Origin of the sequence: Serratia sp. C2(1), from assembly GCF_036352655.1 — a bacterium.
In the GTDB taxonomy this organism is placed as follows: Bacteria; Pseudomonadota; Gammaproteobacteria; order Enterobacterales; family Enterobacteriaceae; genus Serratia; species Serratia inhibens.
Window position 1 is genome coordinate 1,079,748 of sequence record NZ_JAZFBA010000001.1, and the last position, 25,418, is coordinate 1,105,165.

Genomic DNA, 25,418 nt, shown 5'->3' on the forward strand with positions numbered 1-25,418 from the left:
GGTATGGCTGTTTACTCATAAAGGGATGCCGGCACTTTTCCAACATATGACTACCTGCATCCGGGTTGATTTACATCAACTTTGCTCGGGAGGGGGGCACCTAGGGTGTGCGAAGTTATCACCCTGTCTCTGAGGTTTTTATGTCGCAATCTGCAACGTCATCATCAAAAAAAACAGGTGCGGTTATTCAAAACTGGCAACCTGAGGACGCCGCGTTCTGGCAACGGCGTGGCCAGGCGATCGCCAGCCGCAACCTGTGGATTTCCATTCCTTGCCTGTTATTGGCTTTCTGCGTCTGGATGTTATTCAGCGCGGTTGCGGTCAATCTGAACAAGGTGGGTTTCAATTTCACTACCGACCAGCTTTTTTTACTCACCGCGCTGCCTTCCGTTTCGGGCGCCATTCTGCGCGTGCCGTATTCGTTCGTTATCCCGATGTTCGGCGGCCGCCGCTGGACGGCCATCAGCACCTGTTTCCTGCTGGTGCCCTGCCTGTGGTTGGGAATGGCGGTTCAGGATACCTCCACGACCTACGGCGTTTTTGTCATTATCTCTCTGCTGTGCGGCTTCGGCGGCGCCAACTTTGCCTCCAGTATGGCCAACATCAGCTTCTTCTTTCCGAAGGCCAGACAGGGCGGCGCGTTAGGTTTGAATGGCGGGCTGGGCAATCTGGGCGTCAGCGTGATGCAATTGGTGGCTCCGCTGGCGATCTCCATCGCTATGTTCGGCGTATTTGGCGGTACCGGCCAGGCACAGCCGGACGGCAGCCAGTTGTGGCTGGAGAACGCCGCGTGGATCTGGGTGCCTTTCTTGCTGATCGCCACGTTGGCGGCCTGGTTCGGCATGAACGACCTGGCCGCGTCGAAGGCCTCGCTCAGTCAACAACTGCCGGTGCTCAAACGCGGCCATCTGTGGGTGCTGAGTCTGCTGTATCTTGCCACCTTCGGATCTTTCATCGGTTTTTCCGCCGGTTTCGCCATGCTGTCGAAGACGCAGTTTCCGGACGTGGTGATCTTGCATTATGCCTTCTTCGGCCCGTTCCTCGGCGCCCTGGCGCGGCCGGTAGGCGGTGCGCTGTCCGATCGCTTTGGCGGTATTCGCGTCACGCTGATTAACTTTGTGTTGATGGCGGTGTTTGCCGCGCTGTTGTTCCTGACTTTACCGGGTACGGGGCATGCGGGATCGTTTATTGCATTTTACGGCGTCTTTATGCTGCTGTTCCTTACTGCCGGTTTAGGCAGCGGTTCGACCTTCCAGATGATCGCCGTGATCTTCCGTAAAATTACCGTTGAGCGAGTTAAGGCTCGTGGCGGGAGCGACGAAAGCGCACAGCGTGAAGCGGTCACCGATTCTGCAGCGGCGTTGGGCTTCATCTCGGCCATTGGCGCCATTGGCGGTTTCTTTATTCCGAAAGCCTTCGGCACTTCCCTGGCGCTGACCGGTTCACCGGCAGGTGCGATGAAAATTTTCCTGGTGTTCTACGTGTTATGCGTAGTGATCACCTGGGCCGTGTACGGCCGTAAAAAAATGGCCTGATACCGTCCGTTCCTCCCCGGCAGGGGAGGGACTGTTTTTCCCCACCGCGTAGTCTGTTTTCCCCCAGTGAAATTCCCCGCCTTTAGGTAATATTCTTATTTACGCATGCTGAATTTTCCTTTGTTTATAGGCGCATCTCTCAATTCATGTTTTTTTATGAACAATATCCCGTGTTATTACGCTGGGTGCTTTTTTCATTTCCTTGTCGGGTTTTTTACAGAAATAAAGCATGCCGGTGACATAGCCTGTTATGATTAATGACATAACCTGCCATTATTTGTTGGGCGTGGAGTCAAATTTAAAATATGTCTTTGTATTTGGTGCTATGTTTCAATGAATGATTAAATCAGATAACTCTCATTCTGTTTTTGCTGGCTTTTTGTAGGCTATCTGGCAATCGGATTAGGTAGAAAAGCAGGTGATACTTGCCTGCCTGAAGGTGAAATTTCACAATTTCACTTAACCAACAAAGCGATAACATATATTGAATTTTTGTTTTAAATCAGCTTGTTGGCTGATTTTTATTGCCGGTAACCATGATAAGAAACCATGTTGCCAACAGGGAAAAAGTGACATTCGGAGAATCGAATCCTCGCTATTCGAGACGATGTAAAAAATGAAATCAGCAAATTTTTATAAAAATAAACATCTACTGAATGCAACCTGTTGAGTTTACATTTAATTTCTTGAACATTTTTTCATATTTCTATACAAAGTGTGCAGGACAGGCACGCTAAGGAAATTAAAAGTGAATCTTGATAAAAGAATAAAGATTAGGAATCTAGATGTTCTGACTCCCTCCAGGGAAAAGTTTCGCCTGCGCTGGAAGGAGTATCAGATACTTTCACTTCTGGTCGCCAGATCCCCTGAACTGGTTAGTCGTACGGAAATTATAGAGAATATATGGAAAGGAACTTATTGTTCAGATTCGACGATAAATCAAACAATTAAATCAATACGTCAAAAGATCGGTGATGTCGAACATACGCTTATCAGAACGATTCCGCGCTTGGGCTATAAGGTGGAAAACAAGGCTGCGTTTCACTTTATATCGGAGGAAGATGAATATGTCGCTGACGAAATATGGAACGTTTCCGGGGATATTAACGAAGAACTTCAAGCGGAAATTTCTGAAAATGGAAATAAAGATGGTGAAATTAACGCGGAGACAATAGATACGCAGGGGGAAGAGATTACCGCTTCCATGCCTTCTACGGCGCCACCACCGCTGAAAAATACGACAATAAAAAATAAAACGCCTGCATCAGCGGGTTTTTTCTCCGTTCCCGCCGTCAGAGTGGTGAAGTACCTGTCGGTGTTTGTTTCACTGCTGATTATTTCACACTTTTCCTATGTGCTGGGGAACCAAACTCGTCCGCCGATTATCAATGATATACAAAACAATACCCGCGTTGTGCTTACCCTGACGCTGAACAACCCCCAGACTAACAATCCGCAAACGCTGCTTTGCCTGTATCAGGGGGAAAGTCTGGAGCAGGCGACTATCGAATGTGTCGATCCCAAGCTGGGGCAGTTGAAACATCCGGTGAAATACGAAGTTTCAGAGGTCAAGGGTAAAGGTAAGATTAATCTTATCCTTCCGAATAAAACCATGCAATATCAGGTCGCTTACGAAATAAAAAATTAGCCTGCGATGACATTTCATCTTTCCCCATAATTTTACATTCGGCAAATATTGTTATTTCATTATTTGTTATTTGAAAGCGTGGGCTGATTTGTCCAGTCTGGTTTCCATGATCTAACGCGTATTAAGCGTCTCGCCTCAAACCTGCGGCGGGAATTAATGGAAAACTTGGCTGAGTGACAAATATGGATAAGCGTAAAGTAGCTATCATCGGGGGTTCCGGCTTTATCGGAACGCGTTTGGTTAAGCGCCTGAGTGCGCGTAACGATCTGACTTTGACGATCGTAGACAAGAAACAGAGCGAATCTTTCCCGGAGCTCTATCAGTTTGGCGATGTAACCCAGCCGCAGACCTTGCTGCAGCCACTGGCGGGGTGTGATGCCGTGATTAATCTTGCGGCAGAGCATCAGGACAATGTTGACCCGATCTCGCTGTATTATCAGGTTAATGTAGATGGCGCCCGCAATGTCTGCATGACCGCTTCCTCGCTGAATATCAAGCAGATTATCTTTACCTCCTCCGTGGCGGTCTATGGTTTCGTCACCCAGGAAACCGGCGAAGAAGGGCGTTTTGACCCCTTTAACCATTACGGTAAATCCAAGCTGGAAGCCGAGTATGTCTACGAAGCCTGGCGCAAGGCCGACGGTGATAATAAATTGACCATTATTCGCCCGACGGTGGTGTTCGGCGAAAATAATCGCGGCAATGTGTATAACCTGTTCCGTCAGATCGCCAGCGGTCGCTTCGTAATGATTGGCAGCGGCAATAATATGAAATCCATGGCTTACGTCGAGAATATTGCGGCGAGGCTGGAGCATGCACTTGACCAGCAGGCCAGTTATCAGGTCAGCAATTATGTGGATAAGCCGGATTTCACCATGAACCAACTGGTCGACGTTATTTCGACTTCTTTGGGCAGAGAGAATAAGACTATTCGCATTCCTTATATATTCGGAATCTGCGGTGCGACGGCATTGGATGTGGTGAGTAAAATAAGTCACCGTAAATTCCCAATTAGCCGGGTTAGGGTGCAAAAATTCTGTGCCAGAACGCAATTTAAAAGCAATGTGCAAAATGATTTCGAAGCGCCGGTTGATCTTAATTTGGCAATCGAAAGAACTATTAAACATGAATTTTCCTAGAGATATATTTCTCACACGCTAACGTTTTTATTTTTCGGATAAATCCGTGCTTAACAGGATGAGCGGATGCTGACCTATATCCTGGGGATGTCAATTTTGTTTTTGTTAATAGCGCATTGGGAGCTGTAACTCAAGGGCGGTAGCGTGCTTATTCGCTGGAGGAACAATGTTATATCAACTGAGCATAATATTTATTTTGGCGCTGACGCTGGTGGTTATTGCCCGTCGTGCTGCGCTGGCGGTGGGATTAGTGGATAAACCCAATGCCCGCAAGCGTCATCAGGGCCATATACCGCTGGTTGGCGGTATCGCCATTTACCTCACCATTATGATGGTGACGTTTTGGCAACCGGAATGGTTGCCGCACAGCAACATCTATCTGTTGTGCGTTACGGCGTTAGTGGTACTGGGCGTGCTTGACGACCGTTTTGATCTGCCGGTGGCGCCGCGCGTCATTGTGCAGGGAGGGATCGCGCTGGCGATGATGCTGGCGGCAGGGATGCAACTTACTTCCTTTGGCTACTTGTGGGGCCATCAAGAGCTGATGCTGGGCTACGTCGCTTTACTGATCACGCCGCTGGCGGTATGGGGGGCGATCAACGCTTATAACATGGTTGACGGTATCGACGGTCAGCTTGGCGCGCTGTCTTGCGTCACCTTTATGGCCCTGGCCATTCTGTTCGGTCTGGCGGGCCATGGGGCGCAAGCGTTGTGGTGTCTGAGCCTGATTGCGGCATTGGCGGCCTATCTGCTGTTCAACCTCAGCATGTTCGGCGCGCGCAACAAGATTTTCATGGGCGATGCCGGCAGCATGGTGATCGGTTTCAGCGTACTGTGGCTGCTGATCGTCGCCACCCAGGGCCAGGACGCCGTCATGCGGCCAGTGACCGCGCTGTGGTTGATCGCCATCCCACTGATGGACATGGTGACGGTGATGGTACGCCGGTTGCTGCGCCGCCAGAGCCCGTTCAAGGCTGGTCGCGATCATCTGCATCACATCCTGATGCGGCGTGGCCTCAATGCGCGCCAGGCGCTGGGCATGAGCTGCATGCTGGCGGTGACGCTGGCCTGCGTCGGGATCTGCAGCGAGGTTCTGCAATTGCCGGACCAACGGATGCTGCTGGCTTTTGTACTTTGCTTCTTCGGTTATTTTGCCCTGCTGCATGAACCGCGTCAGGCGCCGATCTTTACCGATAACCCTACCGCCGATCGTTAATCCTCCCACGGGCCGCAACGGCGGCCCGTTTTTTCACGGTACTGTCATGAACCTTCACTTACCTCATTTGATGCCGTTGGTGCTGTCCACCGCGCTGCTTAGCGGTTGCACGACGTTTCCAGGTTCGCACCTGCCGACGCATGGGAAAGCCAAAGTCACCCAGCAGGATGAAGACTTCGATTTGGATAAGCAGGTCCAGGTGTATCGCGTAACGCCGATGCTGCTGGAAAAAATGCGCCGCGTGGAGCCGGTAGCGCGGCCAAATCCGGCCTTGGATCAGCGCTTGCAGAACTACCAATACCGCATCGGCGTCGGCGACGTGCTGAACGTCACCGTTTGGGACCATCCGGAACTGACGACGCCTGCCGGGCAATACCGCAGCGCCAGCGATACCGGTAACTGGGTACATGCCGACGGGGCGATTTTCTACCCGTATATCGGCCGGGTGCAGGTGGTGGGAAAAACCGTCAGCGAAGTGCGCAATCAGATAGCCAACCGGCTGGCGCGCTATGTGGAAAGCCCGCAGGTTGACGTCAGCATTGCCGCTTTCCGCTCGCAGAAAGTGTATGTGACCGGCGAAGTAAAAACCTCGGGGCAACAGGCGGTGACCAACGTACCGCTGACCATTCTTGATGCGATCAACGCCGCCGGCGGCCTGACGGATAACGCCGACTGGCGCAACGTGGTGCTGACTCATCAGGGCAAGGAACAGCCGATTTCCCTGCAGGCGCTGATGCAACGCGGCGATACCGGCCAGAACCAACTGCTGCAGCCGGGCGACATTCTGTATGTGCCGCGCAATGACGAGCTGAAAGTGTTTGTGATGGGTGAGGTCGGTAAACAGGCGACGCTGAAAATGGACCGCAGCGGCATGACCTTGACGGAGGCCTTGGGCAGCTCCGAAGGCATCAGCCAGACGGTGGCCGATGCTACCGGCGTGTTCGTGATCCGCCCGAACGGCGGCAAACAGCCGCAGCGGCTGGCGTCGCTGTACCAGTTCGATCTGTCCGATGCCGCCGCACTGGCGATGGGCACGGAATTCCAGTTGGAACCTTACGACGTGGTGTATGTGACCGCAGCGCCTATTGCGCGCTGGAATCGTTTGATAAGCCAGCTGGTGCCGACGATTTCCAGCTTTAACGACCTCAGTGAGGCCACGTTGCGGGTGCGTAACTGGTAACCCCGCAACGCTGATTTAAGGAACACCGATGATGAAGAACAATGCAATGCCGATTGTGATGGCCGAGCAGGACGAAAAACTGGAATGGGAGCGGCTGATTGGCCCGCTGTGGGACAATCGCTGGCGCATTTTGCTGGTGACCGGCGTCGCCGGCGCTCTGGGTTGTGCCTATGCCCTGATGGCGACGCCGATCTATCAGGCGACCGCGCTGGTGCAGGTGGAAAAGCAGCTTTCGGGTGATTCGCTGCTGCGCGAGACGCTGGACAACTCGATGGGGTCGGCTGGCCAGAATTCGGCGACGCAGGATGAGGTTTCGCTGGCGAAATCGCGTTACGTGATTGGCAAAACCGTGGACGATCTCGGTTTGACGGTGCACGTCAGCCCGGATTACTTCCCGCTGTTCGGCAAGGGCCTGGCCCGTCTGAGCGGCGAGCCGCCACCGGTGCTGCGCATTTCCGGCATGAGGGTCCCGACGGCGATGCAGGGTCAGGAATTGACCCTGACCGTGCAGGATAAGCAAGGTTACAACCTGAGCCATGAAGGCAAGAACCTGTTCAGCGGCACCGTTGGGCAACCGCTGCAGCAGGGGGGCTGGACCATGAACGTCACCGCGCTGGAGGCATTGCCGGGCACCGTTTTCACCGTGGTCAACGTACCGCGCCAGAAGGCGGTGGACGACCTGCGCAACCAGCTTGACGTTGCCCCCGGCGGCAAGGAAAGCGGCATTATGACGTTCAGCCTGGCCGGTGAGGATCCGCAGCGCGCCGAAGCGGTGCTCAAGAGCATCACGGATAACTACCTGCAACAGAATGTGGATCGCAAAACCGAGGAAGCGCAGCGCATGCTGGCCTTCCTGAACGAACAATTGCCGCGTACCCAGACGTCGCTCAACAACGCCGAGAATCAGCTTAATCAGTTCCGCCAGCAGAACGACTCCGTGGACCTGACGCTGGAAGCCAAATCGGTGCTGGATACCCAGGTTCAGCTGGAAGCCCAGTTGAATGAGCTGACCTTCAAAGAGGCTGAAATCTCCAAGCTTTATACCCGCGCTCACCCGGCTTACCGCGCGCTGCTGGAAAAACGCGCCACGCTGGAGACGGAAAAGTCGCGGCTCGGTAAACAAGTGCAAACGCTGCCGAAAACGCAGCAGGAAATTCTGCGTCTGACCCGCGATGTGCAGGTGGATCAACAGGTATACATGCAGCTGATGAACAAGCAGCAGGAATTGAGCATCAGCAAAGCGGGTACCGTGGGCAATATCCGCATTATCGATGAAGCGGAAAGCGGCTTGCGACCGGTAAAACCGCAAAAAGCGATGATTGTGTTCTTCGCGCTGTTAATGGGGGGCGTGCTGTCGGCATCGGTGGTGGTATTGCGCGCCGCGCTCCACCGTGGCATCAGCGATACCGAGGCGCTGGAAAAGCGCGGTATCAACGTGTATGCCACGGTGCCACTGTCGCCCTGGCAGCAAAAGCGTAACCGCGTTCAACAGCTGCAACTGGTCAAAAGCGGCGGCGACATGTTGCCGATTCTGGCGAAGGAAGAACCCGGGGACTTGTCCGTCGAAGCGATCCGCAGCCTGCGCACCAGCTTGCATTTCGCCATGATGGAGGCCAAAAACAACGTCCTGATGGTCTCCGGTGCCAGCCCTGCCAGCGGTAAAAGCTTTACCAGCACCAATCTGGCGGTGGTGATTGCCGAGGCGGGCCAGCGGGTGCTGTTGATCGACGCAGACATGCGTAAAGGGTTCTTGCACCGCTGGTTCAACAACAGTGCCAAGGGCGGTTTGTCAGACATGCTGTCCGGGCTGATTGCACCAGACCAGTCGGTGAAGAAAACCGCCATCGCCAATCTGGATTTTGTGCCGCGTGGCCAGGTGCCGCCGAATCCGTCTGAACTGCTGATGCATCAGCGTTTTGCCGATTTCCTGCAGTGGGCGGGGCAGCACTACGATTTGGTGTTGATCGACACGCCGCCGGTGCTGGCGGTAACCGACGCCGCCATCGTGGGTCACCATGTCGGTACCGCGCTGATGGTGGTGCGTTTTGAGATCGATACCGTTCGGCAGATCGAAACCAGCATTCGACGTTTCGAACAAAACGGGGTGGCCATTAAAGGGGTGATCCTGAATGGCATGGTGAAAAAAACCGCCACCGATGCCGGCTATTACGCCTTTGCTTATCCTAGCCACCAGGAAAAGGTTTAATCGCGCATGAAAGCGATGCTGATGAACTCCCTGTGGCTGATGTTGGAACGGATATCGCTGAGCCTTTCGGGGATTTTCGTTTCGGTGTACGTAGCGCGTTATCTGGGGCCGGCGCAATACGGGTTGATTAACTATCTGCTGTCGGTGATCGCCATTGCCGTACCGCTGGTGCAGTTGGGAGCGGATGCGGTGTTGTTTAACCGTGTCGCCAAGCGGCGGCGCAGCGGCATCCGGCTGATGGTCGCCTCCATGCGTTTGCGACGCCGGCTTTTTGCGCTGATCGCCGTGCCGCTGATGGCCTGGGCAGTGCTGACGCAGGATCGCACCAGTCAGATCATGATGTTGTTGATGCTCATCAGCGCCTATTTTTCCATTCAGGATGTCTACAAGATTTATTACGACGCCCTGTTGAAATCGAAGCTGAACACGCTGATCAACAACCTGGCTCTGTTGTTGTCAATCGTTCTGCGGCTGGGGTTGGTGCATGCCAAACTGCCGCTGGAATGGTTTGCCGTGCCGTACGTTTTTAGCAGCCTGATCCCGTATGCGGTACGCTGGGTGCTTTTTCGCCGCGAGCAGGGCGGCATGCGGAAGATCAGCGGTCGTCACAAACGGCGCTACGGCCGCTATCTGTTAAAGGTGGGGTTACCGCTGGCGGTCTCCGGGCTGTCGATCGTCATCTACACGCGTATCGATCAGATCATGATCGGTAACGTTCTGGGCGAACACAGCGTCGGGTTGTACAGCGCGGCGATTACCCTGAGCCAGGGATGGATATTCGTGCCGATTGCGCTGATCACCTCGATGATGCCGGGCGTGGCGAATGCCCGAACGCTGGGCGAACAGGAAGGACGCATCCGGCTGCTGTATCTGGTGGTGTTGTTGCTGTCGATGCCGGTGATTTTGCTGCTGTCGTTGTTCCCCGGCCCGATCGTGGCGCTGATGTTTGGCGACAGCTACCGCGAAACCGCCACTATTTTGGCGCTGTGCTCGGTAACGTCGCTGTTCTCGGTGATGGGCACCGTGTCCTATCGGGCGATAGTGCTGTTTGGCGGCTATCGATTCATAGCGATAAAAATGCCGTTGGCCGCGTTGGCCAACGTGCTGATGAATCTGGTGTTGATACCGCGTTACGGCTTGGTGGGCGCAGCGGTTTCAACCTTGATAACGGAGTTTATTTCATTCTTTGTACTTAACGGCTTCTTCAGAAGAGGACAAATTACGCGACTGCAGGTGACCTGCTACCGTTGTTTACCTCAGTTAATAGGGAAGGTGCGAGAAATTTATGTTAAATAATCTGGTGAAGGGTTTTTACCGCAACATGCCCGATGCGTTATATCATCAGTTAAAATACGCCCTGTTTTTTCGGAAAATACCGCATCTGGCGCAGCCGATGCGGTATAGCGAAAAATTAATGCGCAGGAAGATTTATCCTCTGGCGATATATACTCAACTGTCCGATAAGTATCGGGTACGCGATTATATTGAGAAATTGTGGGGGAAAGAATATCTGATTGAGCTTTATGCGCACGGCAATAAGTTAACCGAGGAAATGTATCAGGCATTACCTGACGTCTTCGTGATTAAGGCAAACCACGGCAGCGGTTACAACAAACTGGTGTTCGATAAAAGCCAAACCAGCTTCAATGAGTTACGGGTGTTGACCAACAGCTGGCTGCGGCAGAGTTTTTATCAGGTTTACCGCGAACGTCATTATAAGGATATTCCGCCGTGCATCATGGTCGAGAAAATGCTGCTGGAAGAGGGGAAAACGCCGAATGACATCAAAATCCACTGCTTTAACCAGGGTGGGGATATTCGGTTTTTCATCCAGATTGATTACCAGCGTTTTATCGATCATCGGCGAGATTTTTTTGACGCAGACTGGAACCGCACCGAGATCCGCATGGGTGTGCCAAACAGCGAGGTGCCGATGGATAAACCGAGCAGGTTGGCGGAAATGTTGGCCCTGGCGCGTCAGGTGGCGGAACAGTTCTCTTATGTGCGCGTGGATTTTTATCAGGTGAATGAACGCATCTATTTTGGCGAGTTGACGTTTACTCCGGGAGCGGGGTTACAAAAGCTGACGCCAGAAACCATTGAACAGGAGTGGGGCAGTTATTTTCAGGATTAATTAAATGACCGGTAGGCTGCGCGTATTTTAATCGCTGCAGGATGGGGGGTAATAACCGGGCAAGGATATGCTGGGATAACAAACTATTCCGCTGGCATTACTGCTGTTTTGCCAGATGATAATATATTGTTGAGGTAGTAAATGGACTTATCAATTGTCATGCCTGCTTTTAATAATTCAGCCAGTCTGGCCGCTACATTAGTCCGTATGACGAACGCCTGTTCAGGGTTCGATTATGAAATCATTGTGGTTGATGATGCGTCAGAACCCGAAGAGCTGGAGAAAATGCGCAGCCTGTTAGCCGCCAATCGTCGCGCGCGCTTGCATGAAAATAAAGTGCGCAGTAATACGGCGGCGTCCTGTAATACCGGTTTTCTCTTGGCGCGTGCGGACGTGGTTTTCTTTCTGGAACCGGAAGATTCCTTCAGCACCAATTATATTATTCGCCGTCTGAAACGCCACCAGGATACCCGGCTGGACATTATTTTCGGCAATTACAGCACGGTGAATGACAAGAATATCCGCAGTTACAGGTTTGATTACAAAGAAGGGTCGACGGGCGCGGACTTTTTATTTCTCGATATGGGCGATATCCGCACCTCTGCCATCAGTCTGCGTAAGAAAGATGACCGGCGTTTTTTGTTTCCCGAGTTTCTTTACAAGTATCAGGACTGGGGATTTTTGGTCAATGCCACCAATCTGGGTGCCAGGGTGGCTTTTGACGAAGGGCGAGGGGTGTTCATCCGTTGCGGCGATGCCGAGACGGATCGCTGCCGGATGAACATCGACGCCAGCGAACAGTTTATCGATGCTTACCTGAACGCCAGCGGCCGCTATATCAGCGGGTTTGCCTGCAAACATCTGCTGGCTTCGCTCTACAGCGAGAACCTGCAGGCGTTCACCTATTACTCATCGCGCACGGAGCACCACGCCCTGAGCAGCAAGTTCAAGGCGATCAAACTGTACGGCGACTGCCTGGTCAAACTGGGGCTGTTTCCGTTAGGGGGGCGCCTGTTGCGTACAGCCCGCGAGGGATTTCGGAGATGACATGCAGCAACGGAAAGTAGCGATTGTGATTGAGAATATCGCCGAAAAAGGCGGTACCGAGCGGGTGGCCAGCAGTCTGGCCAACGCGCTGTCGACGCGTCTGGGCCATCAGGTGGATCTGGTGTCCATTAGCGGTGAACGGGCGTTTTACCCGCTCGAACCCGAGGTGAGGTTGCGCTTTATGTCCGGCAGAACGCTGCTGTGGCCCTGGCGGCTGGCGCGGTTTCTGCGGCGTGGCCGCTATGACGTGATAGTCACCGTTTCGATGGGCAAGCTCTCGTCGATCATGGTGCCGTACCTGCGGTTGTTGTGCCCGAACAGCCGCCTGTTGCTGAGTGAACACGTTAGCTTCCACCAGTATGCCTGGCCGATGAAGTGGTTGAAGGTATTGGTCTACCGGCTGGGCGACCGCACCGTGCTGTTGACCAGGAAAGATCTGGCCACCATCAGCCGCTGGGTGCCCGAGCATAAATGCCGGGTGATCGAGAACGTTTCACCGTTCCCGATACAACCACCGCAGCAGGCGCCGTTGCCGGTGGCGTTGGCGGTTGGGCGGCTGTGTTACCAGAAAGGCTTTGACCGTTTGATCGCGGCCTGGCAGCGAGCGGCGCCGCAAACGGCGGGCTGGCAGTTGCATATCGTCGGCGATGGCCCGGATCGCGCCGCATTGCAGCAGCAAATCGATGCCGCCGGCCTTGGCGAACAGGTGAAGTTATTGCCGGCGACCCCGGATATCGCCAGCCATTATCGCCGGGCCGGGATGCTGCTGATGACGTCCCGCTATGAAGGCTTGCCGATGGTGCTGATTGAAGCGATGAGCTTTGGCCTGCCGCTGGTGGCGTTCGATTGTCAGACCGGCCCCGCCGAGCTGATTGACGATGGCGGCAACGGTTATCTGGTACCGGAAGGCGATATCGACGCCTTTAGCCAACGTACCCTGGCGCTGATCGCGGACGGCGAGCTGCGTAAACGCTTTTCGCTGCACTCGCTGGAGCGGGCGCAACAGTACATTCCTGAACGTATATATCCCCAATGGCAACAGCTTATGGCTGGAGGTTAAAATGGAAAAGGTGTCAGTAATCATGCCGGCATACAACGCAGCCGGTTTTATCAAAGAGTCGATCCTGGGCGTGTTGAACCAGACTTACCAGGATTATCATTTGTATGTGATCGACGACGCTTCGACGGACAACACGGCTGAAGTGGTTAAACCCTTCATTCACGATCGTCTGACCTATATTCGCAACAACACCAACCAGGGCGTGGCCGAAACCCGCAATATCGCCATTGAGGCGGCGCGCGGCGACTATATCGCCTTCTGCGACAGCGACGACGTCTGGCGCGAAAACAAGCTGGCGCGCCAGGTCGGCATCCTGAAGACCAACCGTTACGACGTGGTGTGTTCGCACTATTACACCTTCGAAAACGATCCGGCGCTGGTGAAGAATTACCGTGGCGCCGGCGAGATTATCGCCTATAAGGACATGCTGAAAAGCAACTGGATCGGTAACCTGACCGGCATATACAACCAGCGCCGGGTGGGCAAGGTCTACCAGAGCAAAGTGGGGCATGAGGATTACGTGATGTGGCTGTCGGTGCTGGAAAAAGCGCGCAACCATCTGGCGTATTGCATTCCCGAACCGCTGGCCTTTTACCGTCTTTCCGCCCAGTCGCTGTCCGGCAACAAAATCAAGGCGGCGGACTGGCAGTGGCAGATTTACCGCCGCCATCTGGGGCTGTCCTATCAGAAGTCCTGCTATCTGTTCTTCTCCTATTTATACAGCGCAGTGATGAAACGACAATGAACATCAACAAGCTCTCCTTCGCCTGCCTGTTGGCGGGCGCCGGGCTGGCCGCACCGGCCCAGGCGGCTCCCTGCGGCGACAACCTGCTGGCCAACCCCGGTTTTGAGCAGGGCGGTACGGGCTGGTCGCTGGCTTCCGCAGAGGTGGTGTCCGGCGGCCATACCGGCCAGGCCAGCCTGTTTTACCAGAATCACAACCCGGCCAACTATCACAACATGCTGCAGACGCTGTCGGTCAAAGCGGGCCAACAGCTGGCATTCGGTACCTGGGTGCGCGGCGAGAACCTGAAGGGCAAGGGCGACAACCAGGGCGCCGGCGTATTTGTGGAAAGTTACGACGAGCAAGGGCGCTTTCTCGCGGGCAGCTACCCGCAGGGCGTGCTCGGTACCAGCGGCTGGCAACCGGTCATCGGCGACTTCAGAGTGCCGGCGCGGGCGGTGAAGGTGGTGCTGGGGGTTTATCTGCGTCGCGGTACCACCGGCAGCGCCTGGTTTGACGACGTTTACGTTTGCCGGCAGCCGGTTGCGCCGGCGCTCTACCAAATGCGCGCCGGCAATGGCGCGGCATCGAGCCTGATCGAAGTGGTGGATCCGCAACAGGTGCAAGTGGACAGCACGTTGGTCGACGGGAAAAGTGCCGCCGTGAAAAGCGACAGCCGCCGTTACCGCATCGAAGGGAAACAGCAGGTGGAGTTCGCGCTGCCTGCCGGCCTGGCCGCCGGAGAATACCGCCTGCAACAGCAGGTGACGGACGTGGCCACTCAGCGCAGCCAGCGCAGCGAGATGCCGATAAGCGTCGGCCGCCCGCAACCGAAAGTGGCGCTGGATGCGCAGGGGTATACCCTGAAACAGGGTAAGCGTTTCTTCCCGCTCGGCATTTACATGTACGGCGAAATGGCGACGGACGAGCATCTGGCGCGTATCCGCGATGCCGGCTTCAACACGCTGCTGAATTACAACTACGGCACCGTGGGCGATCCGAGCCGTTATTTCCGCAAAACGCAGCAATATGGTTTGCAGGTGATTTTCTCGCTGAAAGACCTGTATCCCGGCACCCGGTTCGCGCCGCAAACCAAACTGAGTTACCCGCAACTGACGGCGAATTACGTCGAAAAGTTCAAACATGAACCGAACCTGCTGGCTTGGTACATCAACGATGAGCTGGGGCCGGAGTATGTGCCGCAGATTGAAGAAAAACACCTGCAGGTAAAACGGCTGGATCCGGATCACCTGACATTCCAGGTGCTGGACAAGACCGGTACGCTCAACGCCTATTTCAACAGTTCGGACGTGCTGGCCAGCGATCCTTACCCGGTCGGCAGAGACGCCGATCTGACGCGCACCCTGGAATACACCCGTATCACCAGCCAGGTGGCGCGCCAGGTCAAGGGTGCCTGGCTGGTGATGCAGATCATGGATCACGCCGCTTACGCGCCAAAACGCAAACCGCGCCAGCCTACCGAGGCGGAGATGCGCAATCAGGCCTGGCTGGGCTTGATTGGCGGTGCCAAGGGCATCCTGTTTTATTCCTATACCGATTTGTTCTACAAACGCCAACGCGGCGGCTTCAGCCAACGGGAGTTTGAGGCCATTTGGCGGGGCGTAGCCAGCGTGGCGCAGCAGATTGTCAGCTTTAACCCCTACCTGCTGTCCGGCGAAAGTCTCTTGCTGCAGGGCAACAATACCGCTATCCCGGCGCGGCTGTTTATCAACGGCGAGCGGGGCCTGGTGTTGATCGCCAACCCCTATTACCGGCCGATGTCGGCGCGCTTCGATCTGCCTGCGGGCTGGCAGGCGCAAGGAAAGGCGCAGATCGACGCGCAGCTGTCTTCGATGGGCAGCCTCGCGGTAGAAGTGCAACGTCAAACAGAAAAGAAAGGATAACCCAACATGAAAACCATCCTGAGCCTGATTATTCCGGTCTATAAGGTCGAGGCTTACATTGAGGCGTGCCTTTGCTCGGTGCTGCAACAGCTGCCTGATTGGGCGGAGGTGATCATTGTGGATGACGGTAGCCCGGACGATTCCATCGGCATTGCCGAAGAGGTGTTGTGCCGTTACCCGCAGTTGAAACCGCAGGTCAGTATCCTGCGGCAAACTAACCAGGGGCTGAGTGAGGCGCGCAACAGCGGCATTGCGCATGCCGAGGGGCAACATGTCGGTTTCCTGGACTCCGACGACGTGTTGCTGGAGGGCTATTTCAGCATTCTGGGCCGGCTGTTGGCGGATAACCCGTTGGCGGACATCGTGGCATTCAATGCCCAGCGATTTTCCGTGATGAACAACGGCCACATCCAGCCGGACTGCACCCTGGCCATCGTGCCCGGCAATGCCGCTCCGCAGGATCGCGACACGCATATGGCGCTGCTGGCGGACAGCTTCAATCGCAGCCTGTGGTTTGCCTGGGCGCGTATTTACCGCAAAACGTTGTTCGACGAGTTGCGTTTCCCGCAGGGACGCAATTTCGAGGATATTCAGCTCATCCCGCAGCTGTACCTGAAGGCGGAACGCATCGTGATGTGCGATACGCCGCTGGTGGGATACCGCGCCAACCCGAACGGCATTACGCGTGCGCCAAAGCGGCGCGATCTGGATGACCTGGATTACGCGATCGACGGTGCCGACAGCGGACGGCGTCAGGGGACGGGGAATGGGCTGTATTCGATTCTTTATGTCACCACGCTGAAAGCGCGTTTGCTGGTGGGGCTGGATTTTTTCGGGCTGCGCGACGCGCTGCGGGAAACCGGCGAACTGAAACGCCGCTATTCCGGTTTGCGCGCAGAGGAGCGCAAACTGTTGAGCCGCAAGAATCGGCTGTTCTATCGCAGTCCATTGGCTTATTACCTGATGGCCCGGCTCTATAGCCTGCGCGGATAGCGGCGCTGTCTTCACCCATTCCCGGATCGTGTAGGGGCGCGGCATGCTGCGCCCATGTTAAACGGGGCGACCCTATTCGCCCCCCACAGGCAGAAATAAGACAATGGACATCAAAGTCAGCGTTATCATACCCACCTATGGCCGCAGCGAGCTACTGGCGCGCGCCATTGACAGCGTGTTGGCGCAAACCCACCGCGCGCTGGAAATCATCGTGGTGGATGACAACCCGGAAGGCGATGCGCACCGCCTGGCGACCCGTGAGCGCCTGGCCGGCTATATTGCCAAGGGGCAGATTATCTATTACCCGCGTCGGCATAACGGCGGCGGCGCGCTGGCGCGCAACAGCGGGATCCTGCGTTCAAGCGGAGAGTACATCACTTTCCTGGATGACGACGATTACTACCATCCGCAGAAGATTGCCCACCAACTGGCATTTATGCGCCAGGGCGATTATGACGTCAGCCTTTGCGATATGGATATTCTGAAGAACGGGCAGATTAATGCCGGGCATTATTACCGCGCCCGTTGCGACGGCCTGGAAGACTTTATGTTGGCCGGCGTGGCCTATACGCCGATGATCATGATGCGCCGCAGCACGGCGATTGCGGTGCGCGGCTTCTTCAACACCCCGCGTTACCAGGACCATATTTTCCTGTATCGGCTATTGGCGGCCGGGGCGCGCATCGGCACATTGCATGAGCGCCTGGCGGTACACAATGACCATGACGGCGAACGCATTACCTCCAGCCCGAAAGGCATTATCGGCTATCGCAACAAAATGCAGTTCGAGCGGCGGTTGATGCCGCAGATATCGCCACGGGCGCGCAAGGTCATGCGTCTGCGCCATACCTGCATCGATTCGCGTATCATTACCGACGGCAAGAGCCGGCTGGCGGGCGTAGCCTACGGCCTGAAGGGCATTATCTACGTAAACAGCGGCCTGATGGCCGGGGTCTACATGAAAAACATCATCCGCAACCTGTTTTTCCGCGGCGTTCCCTTCTGAAGGGCCCTGCGTGACCTGCGGTGAAGGGCGAACCCATCCAGAGGAAGATTATGCGCTTTGAACGTTCTACGGTGATCGGCAGCGTGCTGTTGTTGACGGTGCCGGTATTTGCTTTGATACAGAGTATCGCCACATTGCGTGCGGGAAAGAAAAACTCGATGGCCTATCTGCTGATAGCGCTTTGCTTTTTTTTCTTTTTCATCAAGATCCCGCCGTTGGCGGATCTCTATCGCCACTTTGCCAATTACGCGGCCATTACCTCGGCGACTACGCTCGGTGACGTGATCCAGGGTAAAGTGGACATCGTTCTTTATGCCAACTTTTACATTTTCAAAACGCTGGGCATTCCCTTTTTCGTCATTCCGGGGCTGTACACCGCGCTGTCGGTCTACTGTTATCTCAGCGCGCTGAATATGGTGATGCTGCACTCCGGCAAGACGTTTTCCCCCCGGCAGTTTGTCCTGCTGCATGTGGCGGTGCTGTTTTTGATCAACCCGTTTATCATTGCCATGGGGCTGCGTTTTGGTTTCTCGATGGCGGTGATGACGCTGGCCATGACGCTGTTTTGCCATAAGAAAAATCAAACGCTCGCCCTGTGTTTGATGTTGTTTGCCATGCTGACCCACTTTTCCAGCATGCTGCTGGTCGGGGTTTTCCTGTGCAGCAGGCTGATGCGCCTGAACCGCCCGCTGACGGTGGTGTTCAGCGCCATTGCGCTGGTGACCGCCAAGTTCGCGCTGCCATTTATCCTGTCGCATATTACGATTTCCGGCATTAACAGTTACTCGGACGTCTATACCTCGGGCATGTATGCCGGCGACTATCTGACCAGCGGCAACGCCAACGGGATGATTAATTTCCTGATTATCCTGTTCCCGGCGTTGTTCCTCGGTGGCTATATGTTGGGCAACCCGATGCGTAACCAGGCCGGGGATATCAAAAACGCGGCGGCGTGGCTGGTGATATTCGTTTTCCTGTGCTCCAGCTCGCTGCAGGCGGCGAGCCGCTATGCGAGCGTGGCGTCGGTGTTCCTGTTGTTTTACTACGTGGCCCATCAGGGGTCTTTCCTGCGCGGCAGATTCAACTATTTCTTCCTGTGTTTCATGCTGATGGCCACCGGCTACAACCTCATCGAGAATATCTATGTTCCGCGCCGGCCCATCATGCTGGGGGAGATGTGGCAGTCGTTCTACAAAACGCCGTTGCTGAACCTGTTCTACGGTGAAGAAGAGTACGAGCAGTATCTGCGCTTTATTAACCGCGACAGCGGCGAGTGGATAGGCCACGAAATGGATCTCGGTTAATGCCGACGGATGCGGGCGCCGCCCCGCATCCTACCCCCAAATACCCCGGCCCGGTTTGTCACTCCCCCCATCACACGCAATCCCTCATTTTTTGTTTTTATTTTCAATAAATTAATCCTGCTCCCTCTAATGATACTTTAGGGGTAGTCATACCTATTCCTTCGTTTATCTCCCTCGCTTCCCTTGATCGCAATCAATTTGCTGCCGTTCTGGCCTCAGTAGGCTGGCGGCTGATTGAGCAATTCTATTTTTTTATAACGATAAAATATTAAAAGCCTTCAGGAGAACTCCGGATGAGCAAGTTTCTAGACCGTTTCCGCTATTTTAAGCAACTGGCGGAACCCTTTTCTGGCGATCATGGCCAGACATTGAACACCAACCGCGACTGGGAAGACGGCTACCGCAGCCGTTGGCAGCACGACAAGATTGTGCGCTCGACCCACGGGGTGAACTGTACCGGTTCATGCAGTTGGAAGATTTACGTCAAAAACGGTCTGGTGACCTGGGAAACCCAGCAGACCGATTACCCGCGCACCCGCCCCGATCTGCCCAACCATGAACCGCGCGGCTGCCCACGCGGCGCCAGCTATTCCTGGTATCTGTACAGCGCCAACCGGCTGAAATACCCGTTGATGCGTAAACGCCTGATCACACTGTGGCGTGAGGCGAAGGCGCTGCACAGCGATCCGGTCGATGCCTGGGGGTCTATCGTCTCCGACCCCGAAAAGTCCAAGAGTTACAAGGTAGCCCGCGGCCGCGGTGGCTTTGTGCGCTCCAGTTGGCAAGAGGTGAACGAACTGATCGCCGCTTCCAACGTCTATACCGCCAAAACCTTTGGCCCGGACCGCATTATCGGTTTCTCGCCGATCCCGGCGATGTCGATGGTGTCCTATGCCGCCGGCGCCCGTTATCTGTCGCTGATTGGCGGCACCTGCCTGAGCTTCTACGACTGGTACTGCGATTTGCCGCCGGCTTCGCCGATGACCTGGGGCGAGCAGACCGACGTACCGGAGTCCGCCGACTGGTACAACTCCTCCTATATCATCGCCTGGGGCTCTAACGTGCCGCAGACCCGCACCCCGGATGCCCATTTCTTCACCGAAGTGCGCTACAAAGGCACCAAAACCGTGGCGGTGACGCCGGACTACGCCGAAGTGGCCAAGCTGTGCGACCAATGGTTGAACCCGAAGCAGGGCACCGACAGCGCTATGGCGCTGGCGATGGGCCACGTGATGTTGAAAGAATTCCACCTGGATCGCGAGGTCGGCTATTTCCGCGACTATGTGCGCCGCTATACCGATATGCCGATGCTGGTGGTACTGGAACCGCGTGAGGAAGGGTATTACGCCGCCGGCCGCCTGCTGCGCGCCGCCGATCTGGTGGACGGGCTGGGGCAGGAAAACAATCCGGAGTGGAAAACCGTTGCTATCGACCAGCGCAGCGGCGAACTGGTGGCGCCGCAAGGGTCCATCGGTTTCCGCTGGGGCGAGCAGGGTAAATGGAACCTGGAACAGCGCGAAGGCAAGGGCCGGCAGGAAGTGGAGCTGCAGCTCAGCCTATTAGGTGCCCATGACGAGGTGGCCGAGGTGGGCTTCCCGTACTTTGGCGGCATAAAAGCCGAGAGCGAGCACTTCAATAGCGTGGCGCTGGATGAGATCCTGCTGCACAAGCTACCGGTAAAACGTCTGCGCTTGGCGGACGGCAGCGAGGCGTTGGTCACCAGCGTCTACGATCTGACCCTGGCCAACTACGGGTTGGAACGCGGCCTCGACGACGCCAACTGCGCTGCGAATTACGACGACGTCAAAGCTTACACGCCGGCCTGGGCCGAGCAGATCACCGGCGTGTCGCGCCACAACATTATCCGCATTGCCCGCGAGTTCGCCGACAACGCCGAGAAAACCCGTGGCCGCTCAATGATTATCGTCGGGGCCGGCGTCAACCACTGGTACCACATGGACATGACCTACCGCGGCCTGATCAACATGCTGATCTTCTGCGGTTGCGTTGGCCAAAGCGGCGGCGGCTGGGCGCACTATGTCGGCCAGGAAAAACTGCGGCCGCAAACCGGCTGGCTGCCGCTGGCGTTCGGCCTCGACTGGCAGCGCCCGCCGCGCCACATGAACAGCACTTCGTTCTTCTATAACCACTCCAGCCAATGGCGCTATGAAACCGTCGGGACCGAAGAGCTGTTGTCGCCGCTGGCGGACAAGTCGCGCTTTGGCGGCAGCCTGATCGATCTCAACGTGCGCGCCGAGCGCATGGGTTGGCTGCCTTCAGCGCCGCAGTTAGGCGCCAACCCGCTGCATCTGGCGGCGCAGGCGAAAGCGGCAGGACAATCTCCGGTAGATTTCACCGTCGACGCCCTGAAGACGGGGCGGCTTGGCTTCGCCGCCGAGCAGCCGGACAACCCGCAGAACTTCCCGCGTAATTTGTTCGTCTGGCGTTCCAACCTGTTGGGCTCCTCCGGCAAGGGCCATGAGTACATGCTCAAATACCTGCTGGGCACCGAAAACGGCATTCAGGGCAAGGATCTGGGCCAACAGGGCGGCGCCAAACCACAGGAAGTGGAATGGCGGGATAACGGCGGTGAAGGCAAGCTGGATCTGGTGGTGACGCTCGATTTCCGCATGTCCAGCACCTGCCTTTACTCTGACATCGTGCTGCCGACCGCCACCTGGTACGAAAAAGACGACATGAATACCTCGGACATGCATCCCTTTATTCACCCGCTGTCGGCGGCGGTCGATCCGGCCTGGGATTCCAAGAGCGACTGGGAGATCTACAAGGGCATCGCCAAAGCCTTCTCCGAGGTCTGCGTTGGGCATTTGGCGCAGGAAACCGACGTGGTGACGTTGCCTATCCAGCACGACTCCCCGGCAGAGCTGGCGCAACCTTATGGCGTGAAAGACTGGAAGAAGGGCGAATGCGAGCTGATCCCCGGTAAAACCGCGCCGCACATCTTGGTGGTGGAACGCGACTATCCGGCGACCTACGAACGTTTTACCTCGCTGGGGCCGTTGCTGGACAAGTTGGGTAACGGTGGCAAGGGCATCACCTGGAATACCCAGACCGAAGTCGATTTCCTGAAAAAACTCAACTACGTGAAAACCGAAGGCCCGGCGATGGGCCGGCCGAAGATTGAAAGCGCGATCGACGCCGCCGAGGTGATTTTGTCGCTGGCGCCGGAAACCAACGGGCAGGTGGCGGTCAAGGCGTGGGAAGCGCTGGGTAACATTACCGGTCGCGATCACCGCCATCTGGCGCTGAACAAGGAAGACGAAAAGATCCGCTTCCGCGATATCCAGGCCCAGCCGCGCAAAATCATCTCCAGCCCCACCTGGTCAGGGTTGGAAGATGAGCATGTGTCGTACAACGCCTGTTACACCAACGTGCATGAGCTGATCCCTTGGCGCACCCTCAGCGGTCGCCAGCAGCTGTATCAGGATCACGAATGGATGCGCGCCTTTGGCGAAAGCCTGCTGGTGTATCGCCCGCCGATCGATACCCGCGCCGCGCAGCCGCTGCTGAACCGAAAGCCGAACGGCAATAAAGAGAAGGCGCTGAATTTCCTGACGCCGCACCAGAAATGGGGCATTCACTCCACCTACAGCGACAACCTGCTGATGCTGACCCTGTCACGCGGCGGGCCGATTGTCTGGATGAGTGAAGACGACGCCCGGGATCTGGGCATCGAGGACAACGACTGGATCGAGGCCTTTAACGCCAACGGCGCGCTGACCGCGCGTGCGGTGGTCAGCCAGCGCATTCCGGCGGGCATGACCATGATGTACCACGCGCAGGAGCGCATCGTGAATATTCCCGGTTCGGAAATCACCAGCCAGCGCGGCGGCATCCACAACTCGGTGACCCGCGTTTGCCCGAAACCGACCCACATGATCGGCGGTTATGCGCAGTTGGCCTACGGTTTCAACTATTACGGCACCGTCGGCTCCAACCGCGACGAGTTCGTGGTGGTGCGTAAAATGAACCGAATCGACTGGTTAGACGGTGAAGGCAACGACGACTCGCAGGGCAGCCAGCAGGAGAAAGCAAAATGAAAATTCGTTCGCAAGTCGGCATGGTGCTGAACCTGGACAAATGCATCGGCTGCCACACCTGCTCGGTGACCTGCAAGAACGTCTGGACCAGCCGCGAGGGCATGGAATACGCCTGGTTCAACAACGTGGAAAGCAAGCCAGGCGTCGGCTATCCGCACGCCTGGGAAGATCAGGAAAAATGGAAGGGCGGCTGGATCCGCAAAATCAACGGCAAACTGGAACCGCGCATGGGCAGCCGCGTCGGCCTGCTGTCGAAGATTTTCGCCAACCCGGACGTGCCGGCGCTGGACGATTACTACGAGCCGTTCGACTACGACTACCAGAATCTGCATGGCGCGCCGCAGGGCAAGCATCAGCCGATCGCCCGGCCACGCTCGCTGATCACCGGCCAGCGCATGAAGAAGATCGAAAATGGCCCGAACTGGGAGGAGATCCTCGGCGGCGAATTCGAAAAACGCTCGCAGGACAAAAACTTCGACAACATGCAGAAGGCGATGTACGGCCAGTTCGAAAACACCTTCATGATGTACCTGCCGCGCCTGTGCGAGCACTGCCTCAACCCGGCCTGCGTCGCCACTTGCCCGAGCGGTGCGATCTACAAGCGCGGCGAGGACGGCATTGTGCTGATCGATCAGGATAAATGCCGCGGCTGGCGCATGTGCCTGACCGGCTGCCCGTACAAGAAAATCTATTTCAACTGGAAGAGCGGCAAGTCCGAGAAGTGCATCTTCTGTTACCCGCGTATTGAGTCCGGCCAGCCGACGGTCTGTTCGGAAACCTGCGTCGGGCGTATCCGCTATCTGGGGGTGCTGCTGTATGACGCCGACCGCATTGAACAGGCTGCCGCGGCCGAAAATGAGAAAGACCTCTACCAGAGCCAGTTGGATATCTTCCTCGATCCGCATGACCCGGCGGTGATTGCTCAGGCGCTGAAAGATGGCGTTCCGCAAGGGGTGATTGAGGCCGCCCAGCAGTCGCCGGTATACAAAATGGCGATGGACTGGAAGCTGGCGCTACCGCTGCACCCGGAATACCGCACGCTGCCGATGGTGTGGTACGTGCCGCCGTTGTCGCCGATCCAGTCCGCCGCCGATGCCGGCGAGCTGGCGCACAGCGGCGTCCTGCCGGACGTAGAAAGCCTGCGTATTCCGGTGCAATATCTGGCGAATCTGCTGACTGCCGGCGATACCGCGCCGGTGCTGTTGGCGCTGAAACGCATGCTGGCGATGCGCCACTATAAACGGGCGGAAACCGTGGACGGCGTGGTGGACACCAGCGCGCTGGAGCAGGTGGGGCTGAGCGAGGCACAGGCGCAGGAGATGTATCGCTATCTGGCGATCGCCAACTATGAGGACCGTTTCGTTGTCCCGTCCAGCCACCGCGAACTGGCGCGTGAAGCCTTCCCGGAAAGCAAAGGCTGCGGTTTCAGCTTTGGTGACGGTTGCCACGGCAGCGACGGTAAATTCAACCTGTTCAACAGCCGCCGCATCGACGCTATCGATGTGACGCAAAAAACCGGCCGTCAGGAGGATATCTCATGATTAGCCTGAAAGTGATTGCTCGTCTGCTGGATTACCCGGAGCAGGCATTGTTTGACCACCGACAGGCGCTGATGGAGGCGCTGGAGCCGGCCAACGAGCTGGATTTGCACCGCAGCGCGCAGCTGATTTTGTTTATTCGCCGTTTCTGCGCCCGTCCGTTGCTGGACGTGCAGGCCGAATACTGCGAACTCTTCGATCGGGGCCGCGCCACCTCGCTGTTGCTGTTTGAACACGTGCACGGCGAGTCACGCGATCGCGGTCAGGCGATGGTCGATCTGATGGCGCAATACCGCACCGCCGGGCTGGAGATCGACGGCCGTGAACTGCCGGATTTCCTGCCGTTGTATCTAGAGTATCTCGCCAGCCGCAGCCAGGCGCAGGCCGTTGAGGGGTTGCAGGACATCGCCCCGATTCTGGCGCTGCTCGGTGCCCGGTTACAGCAGCGCGAAAGCCCGTATGCGGTGCTGTTTGATCTGTTGCTGACGCTGTCCGGCACCGGCGTCAATAGCGCCAGCCTGGAGAGCCAGGTGGCGGGTGAGGCCAGAGACGATACGCCGCAGGCTCTGGATGCGGTGTGGGAAGAGGAACAGATCAAGTTTCTGGGCGAGCAGGGCTGCGCTTCGGCACAGCAGACGGCGCACCAGCGGCGTTTTACCGGCGCCGTGGCACCACAGTACCTGGATCTTACGGAAGCGCTAACCGGAACCAAAGGACGCTAAT

Annotated in this window: 18 protein-coding genes; all 18 read left to right on the forward strand. The window is 56.3% G+C overall.

Features of this window, described 5'->3' with window-relative positions; translation table 11 throughout:
• The first annotated feature begins 140 nt into the window (after positions 1–140).
• The 18 genes from V2S86_RS04980 (at position 141) to narJ (ending at position 25,417) form a co-directional block, all read left to right on the forward strand.
• Positions 141–1,535, forward strand: coding sequence for a NarK family nitrate/nitrite MFS transporter (locus V2S86_RS04980; RefSeq protein ID WP_330761493.1), 1,395 nt, complete (start codon positions 141–143; stop codon positions 1,533–1,535).
• A 748-nt stretch (positions 1,536–2,283) separates the two neighbouring features.
• Positions 2,284–3,183, forward strand: a complete 900-nt coding sequence (locus V2S86_RS04985; protein WP_330761494.1) for a transcriptional regulator — start codon at positions 2,284–2,286, stop codon at positions 3,181–3,183.
• Positions 3,184–3,365: 182 nt separating this feature from the next.
• The gene (locus tag V2S86_RS04990; RefSeq protein WP_330761495.1) at positions 3,366–4,322 is read left to right on the forward strand and encodes an NAD-dependent epimerase/dehydratase family protein; all 957 of its coding nucleotides are present in this window, start codon (positions 3,366–3,368) and stop codon (positions 4,320–4,322) included.
• A gap of 166 nt (positions 4,323–4,488) precedes the next feature.
• A complete protein-coding gene (gene wecA / locus V2S86_RS04995; protein ID WP_330761496.1) occupies positions 4,489–5,538 on the forward strand; it encodes a UDP-N-acetylglucosamine--undecaprenyl-phosphate N-acetylglucosaminephosphotransferase in 1,050 nt (349 codons plus the stop codon).
• 46 nt (positions 5,539–5,584) lie between these two features.
• Complete coding sequence (locus tag V2S86_RS05000) at positions 5,585–6,718, forward strand: polysaccharide export protein (RefSeq protein WP_330761497.1); 1,134 nt, start codon at positions 5,585–5,587, stop codon at positions 6,716–6,718.
• A 28-nt stretch (positions 6,719–6,746) separates the two neighbouring features.
• Positions 6,747–8,924 (forward strand): polysaccharide biosynthesis tyrosine autokinase, encoded by a 2,178-nt coding sequence (locus tag V2S86_RS05005; RefSeq protein WP_330761498.1) that lies wholly within the window; start codon positions 6,747–6,749, stop codon positions 8,922–8,924.
• Positions 8,925–8,930: 6 nt separating this feature from the next.
• Positions 8,931–10,220 carry a flippase gene (locus tag V2S86_RS05010; protein WP_330761499.1) on the forward strand — a complete coding sequence of 430 codons (1,290 nt, stop codon included), beginning with the start codon at positions 8,931–8,933 and terminating at the stop codon, positions 10,218–10,220.
• The gene (locus V2S86_RS05015; protein WP_330761500.1) at positions 10,210–11,058 is read left to right on the forward strand and encodes an ATP-grasp fold amidoligase family protein; all 849 of its coding nucleotides are present in this window, start codon (positions 10,210–10,212) and stop codon (positions 11,056–11,058) included. The genes V2S86_RS05010 and V2S86_RS05015 overlap by 11 nt, the downstream gene beginning before the upstream one ends.
• A 141-nt stretch (positions 11,059–11,199) precedes the next feature.
• On the forward strand, positions 11,200–12,105 hold the full coding sequence (locus V2S86_RS05020) for a glycosyltransferase family 2 protein (RefSeq protein WP_330761501.1): 906 nt from the start codon (positions 11,200–11,202) through the stop codon (positions 12,103–12,105).
• A gap of 1 nt (position 12,106) precedes the next feature.
• Positions 12,107–13,165 carry a glycosyltransferase family 4 protein gene (locus tag V2S86_RS05025; RefSeq protein ID WP_330761502.1) on the forward strand — a complete coding sequence of 353 codons (1,059 nt, stop codon included), beginning with the start codon at positions 12,107–12,109 and terminating at the stop codon, positions 13,163–13,165.
• Between the two features lies 1 nt (position 13,166).
• Positions 13,167–13,910 carry a glycosyltransferase family 2 protein gene (locus V2S86_RS05030; protein ID WP_330761503.1) on the forward strand — a complete coding sequence of 248 codons (744 nt, stop codon included), beginning with the start codon at positions 13,167–13,169 and terminating at the stop codon, positions 13,908–13,910.
• The gene (locus V2S86_RS05035; protein ID WP_330761504.1) at positions 13,907–15,793 is read left to right on the forward strand and encodes a carbohydrate-binding protein CenC; all 1,887 of its coding nucleotides are present in this window, start codon (positions 13,907–13,909) and stop codon (positions 15,791–15,793) included. Before V2S86_RS05030 ends, V2S86_RS05035 begins: the two co-directional genes overlap by 4 nt.
• Before the next feature lie 6 nt (positions 15,794–15,799).
• Positions 15,800–16,786: a glycosyltransferase family 2 protein gene (locus V2S86_RS05040; RefSeq protein ID WP_330761505.1), complete on the forward strand. Its 987-nt coding sequence runs from the start codon at positions 15,800–15,802 to the stop codon at positions 16,784–16,786.
• A gap of 103 nt (positions 16,787–16,889) precedes the next feature.
• Positions 16,890–17,792 (forward strand): glycosyltransferase family 2 protein, encoded by a 903-nt coding sequence (locus tag V2S86_RS05045; protein ID WP_330761506.1) that lies wholly within the window; start codon positions 16,890–16,892, stop codon positions 17,790–17,792.
• A 50-nt stretch (positions 17,793–17,842) separates the two neighbouring features.
• The gene (locus V2S86_RS05050) at positions 17,843–19,096 is read left to right on the forward strand and encodes an EpsG family protein (protein WP_330761507.1); all 1,254 of its coding nucleotides are present in this window, start codon (positions 17,843–17,845) and stop codon (positions 19,094–19,096) included.
• Positions 19,097–19,389: 293 nt separating this feature from the next.
• Positions 19,390–23,157: a nitrate reductase subunit alpha gene (locus V2S86_RS05055; RefSeq protein WP_330761508.1), complete on the forward strand. Its 3,768-nt coding sequence runs from the start codon at positions 19,390–19,392 to the stop codon at positions 23,155–23,157.
• The gene (narH, locus tag V2S86_RS05060) at positions 23,154–24,698 is read left to right on the forward strand and encodes a nitrate reductase subunit beta (RefSeq protein ID WP_330761509.1); all 1,545 of its coding nucleotides are present in this window, start codon (positions 23,154–23,156) and stop codon (positions 24,696–24,698) included. The genes V2S86_RS05055 and narH overlap by 4 nt, the downstream gene beginning before the upstream one ends.
• Complete coding sequence (gene narJ / locus V2S86_RS05065; protein WP_330761510.1) at positions 24,695–25,417, forward strand: nitrate reductase molybdenum cofactor assembly chaperone; 723 nt, start codon at positions 24,695–24,697, stop codon at positions 25,415–25,417. Before narH ends, narJ begins: the two co-directional genes overlap by 4 nt.
• Position 25,418 lies beyond the last annotated feature (1 nt).

What these genes read in the sequence shown, in the direction of transcription:
- V2S86_RS05000 (WP_330761497.1), top strand. Translation starts at nt 5,585, where the DNA reads ATGAACCTTCACTTACCTCATTTGATGCCGTTGGTGCTGTCCACCGCG.
- V2S86_RS05035 (WP_330761504.1), top strand. Translation starts at nt 13,907, where the DNA reads ATGAACATCAACAAGCTCTCCTTCGCCTGCCTGTTGGCGGGCGCCGGG.
- wecA (WP_330761496.1), top strand. Translation starts at nt 4,489, where the DNA reads ATGTTATATCAACTGAGCATAATATTTATTTTGGCGCTGACGCTGGTG.
- V2S86_RS05030 (WP_330761503.1), top strand. Translation starts at nt 13,167, where the DNA reads ATGGAAAAGGTGTCAGTAATCATGCCGGCATACAACGCAGCCGGTTTT.
- V2S86_RS05055 (WP_330761508.1), top strand. Translation starts at nt 19,390, where the DNA reads ATGAGCAAGTTTCTAGACCGTTTCCGCTATTTTAAGCAACTGGCGGAA.
- V2S86_RS05015 (WP_330761500.1), top strand. Translation starts at nt 10,210, where the DNA reads ATGTTAAATAATCTGGTGAAGGGTTTTTACCGCAACATGCCCGATGCG.
- V2S86_RS05040 (WP_330761505.1), top strand. Translation starts at nt 15,800, where the DNA reads ATGAAAACCATCCTGAGCCTGATTATTCCGGTCTATAAGGTCGAGGCT.
- narJ (WP_330761510.1), top strand. Translation starts at nt 24,695, where the DNA reads ATGATTAGCCTGAAAGTGATTGCTCGTCTGCTGGATTACCCGGAGCAG.
- V2S86_RS05020 (WP_330761501.1), top strand. Translation starts at nt 11,200, where the DNA reads ATGGACTTATCAATTGTCATGCCTGCTTTTAATAATTCAGCCAGTCTG.
- narH (WP_330761509.1), top strand. Translation starts at nt 23,154, where the DNA reads ATGAAAATTCGTTCGCAAGTCGGCATGGTGCTGAACCTGGACAAATGC.
- V2S86_RS04990 (WP_330761495.1), top strand. Translation starts at nt 3,366, where the DNA reads ATGGATAAGCGTAAAGTAGCTATCATCGGGGGTTCCGGCTTTATCGGA.
- V2S86_RS05025 (WP_330761502.1), top strand. Translation starts at nt 12,107, where the DNA reads ATGCAGCAACGGAAAGTAGCGATTGTGATTGAGAATATCGCCGAAAAA.
- V2S86_RS04980 (WP_330761493.1), top strand. Translation starts at nt 141, where the DNA reads ATGTCGCAATCTGCAACGTCATCATCAAAAAAAACAGGTGCGGTTATT.
- V2S86_RS05010 (WP_330761499.1), top strand. Translation starts at nt 8,931, where the DNA reads ATGAAAGCGATGCTGATGAACTCCCTGTGGCTGATGTTGGAACGGATA.
- V2S86_RS05045 (WP_330761506.1), top strand. Translation starts at nt 16,890, where the DNA reads ATGGACATCAAAGTCAGCGTTATCATACCCACCTATGGCCGCAGCGAG.
- V2S86_RS05050 (WP_330761507.1), top strand. Translation starts at nt 17,843, where the DNA reads ATGCGCTTTGAACGTTCTACGGTGATCGGCAGCGTGCTGTTGTTGACG.
- V2S86_RS05005 (WP_330761498.1), top strand. Translation starts at nt 6,747, where the DNA reads ATGATGAAGAACAATGCAATGCCGATTGTGATGGCCGAGCAGGACGAA.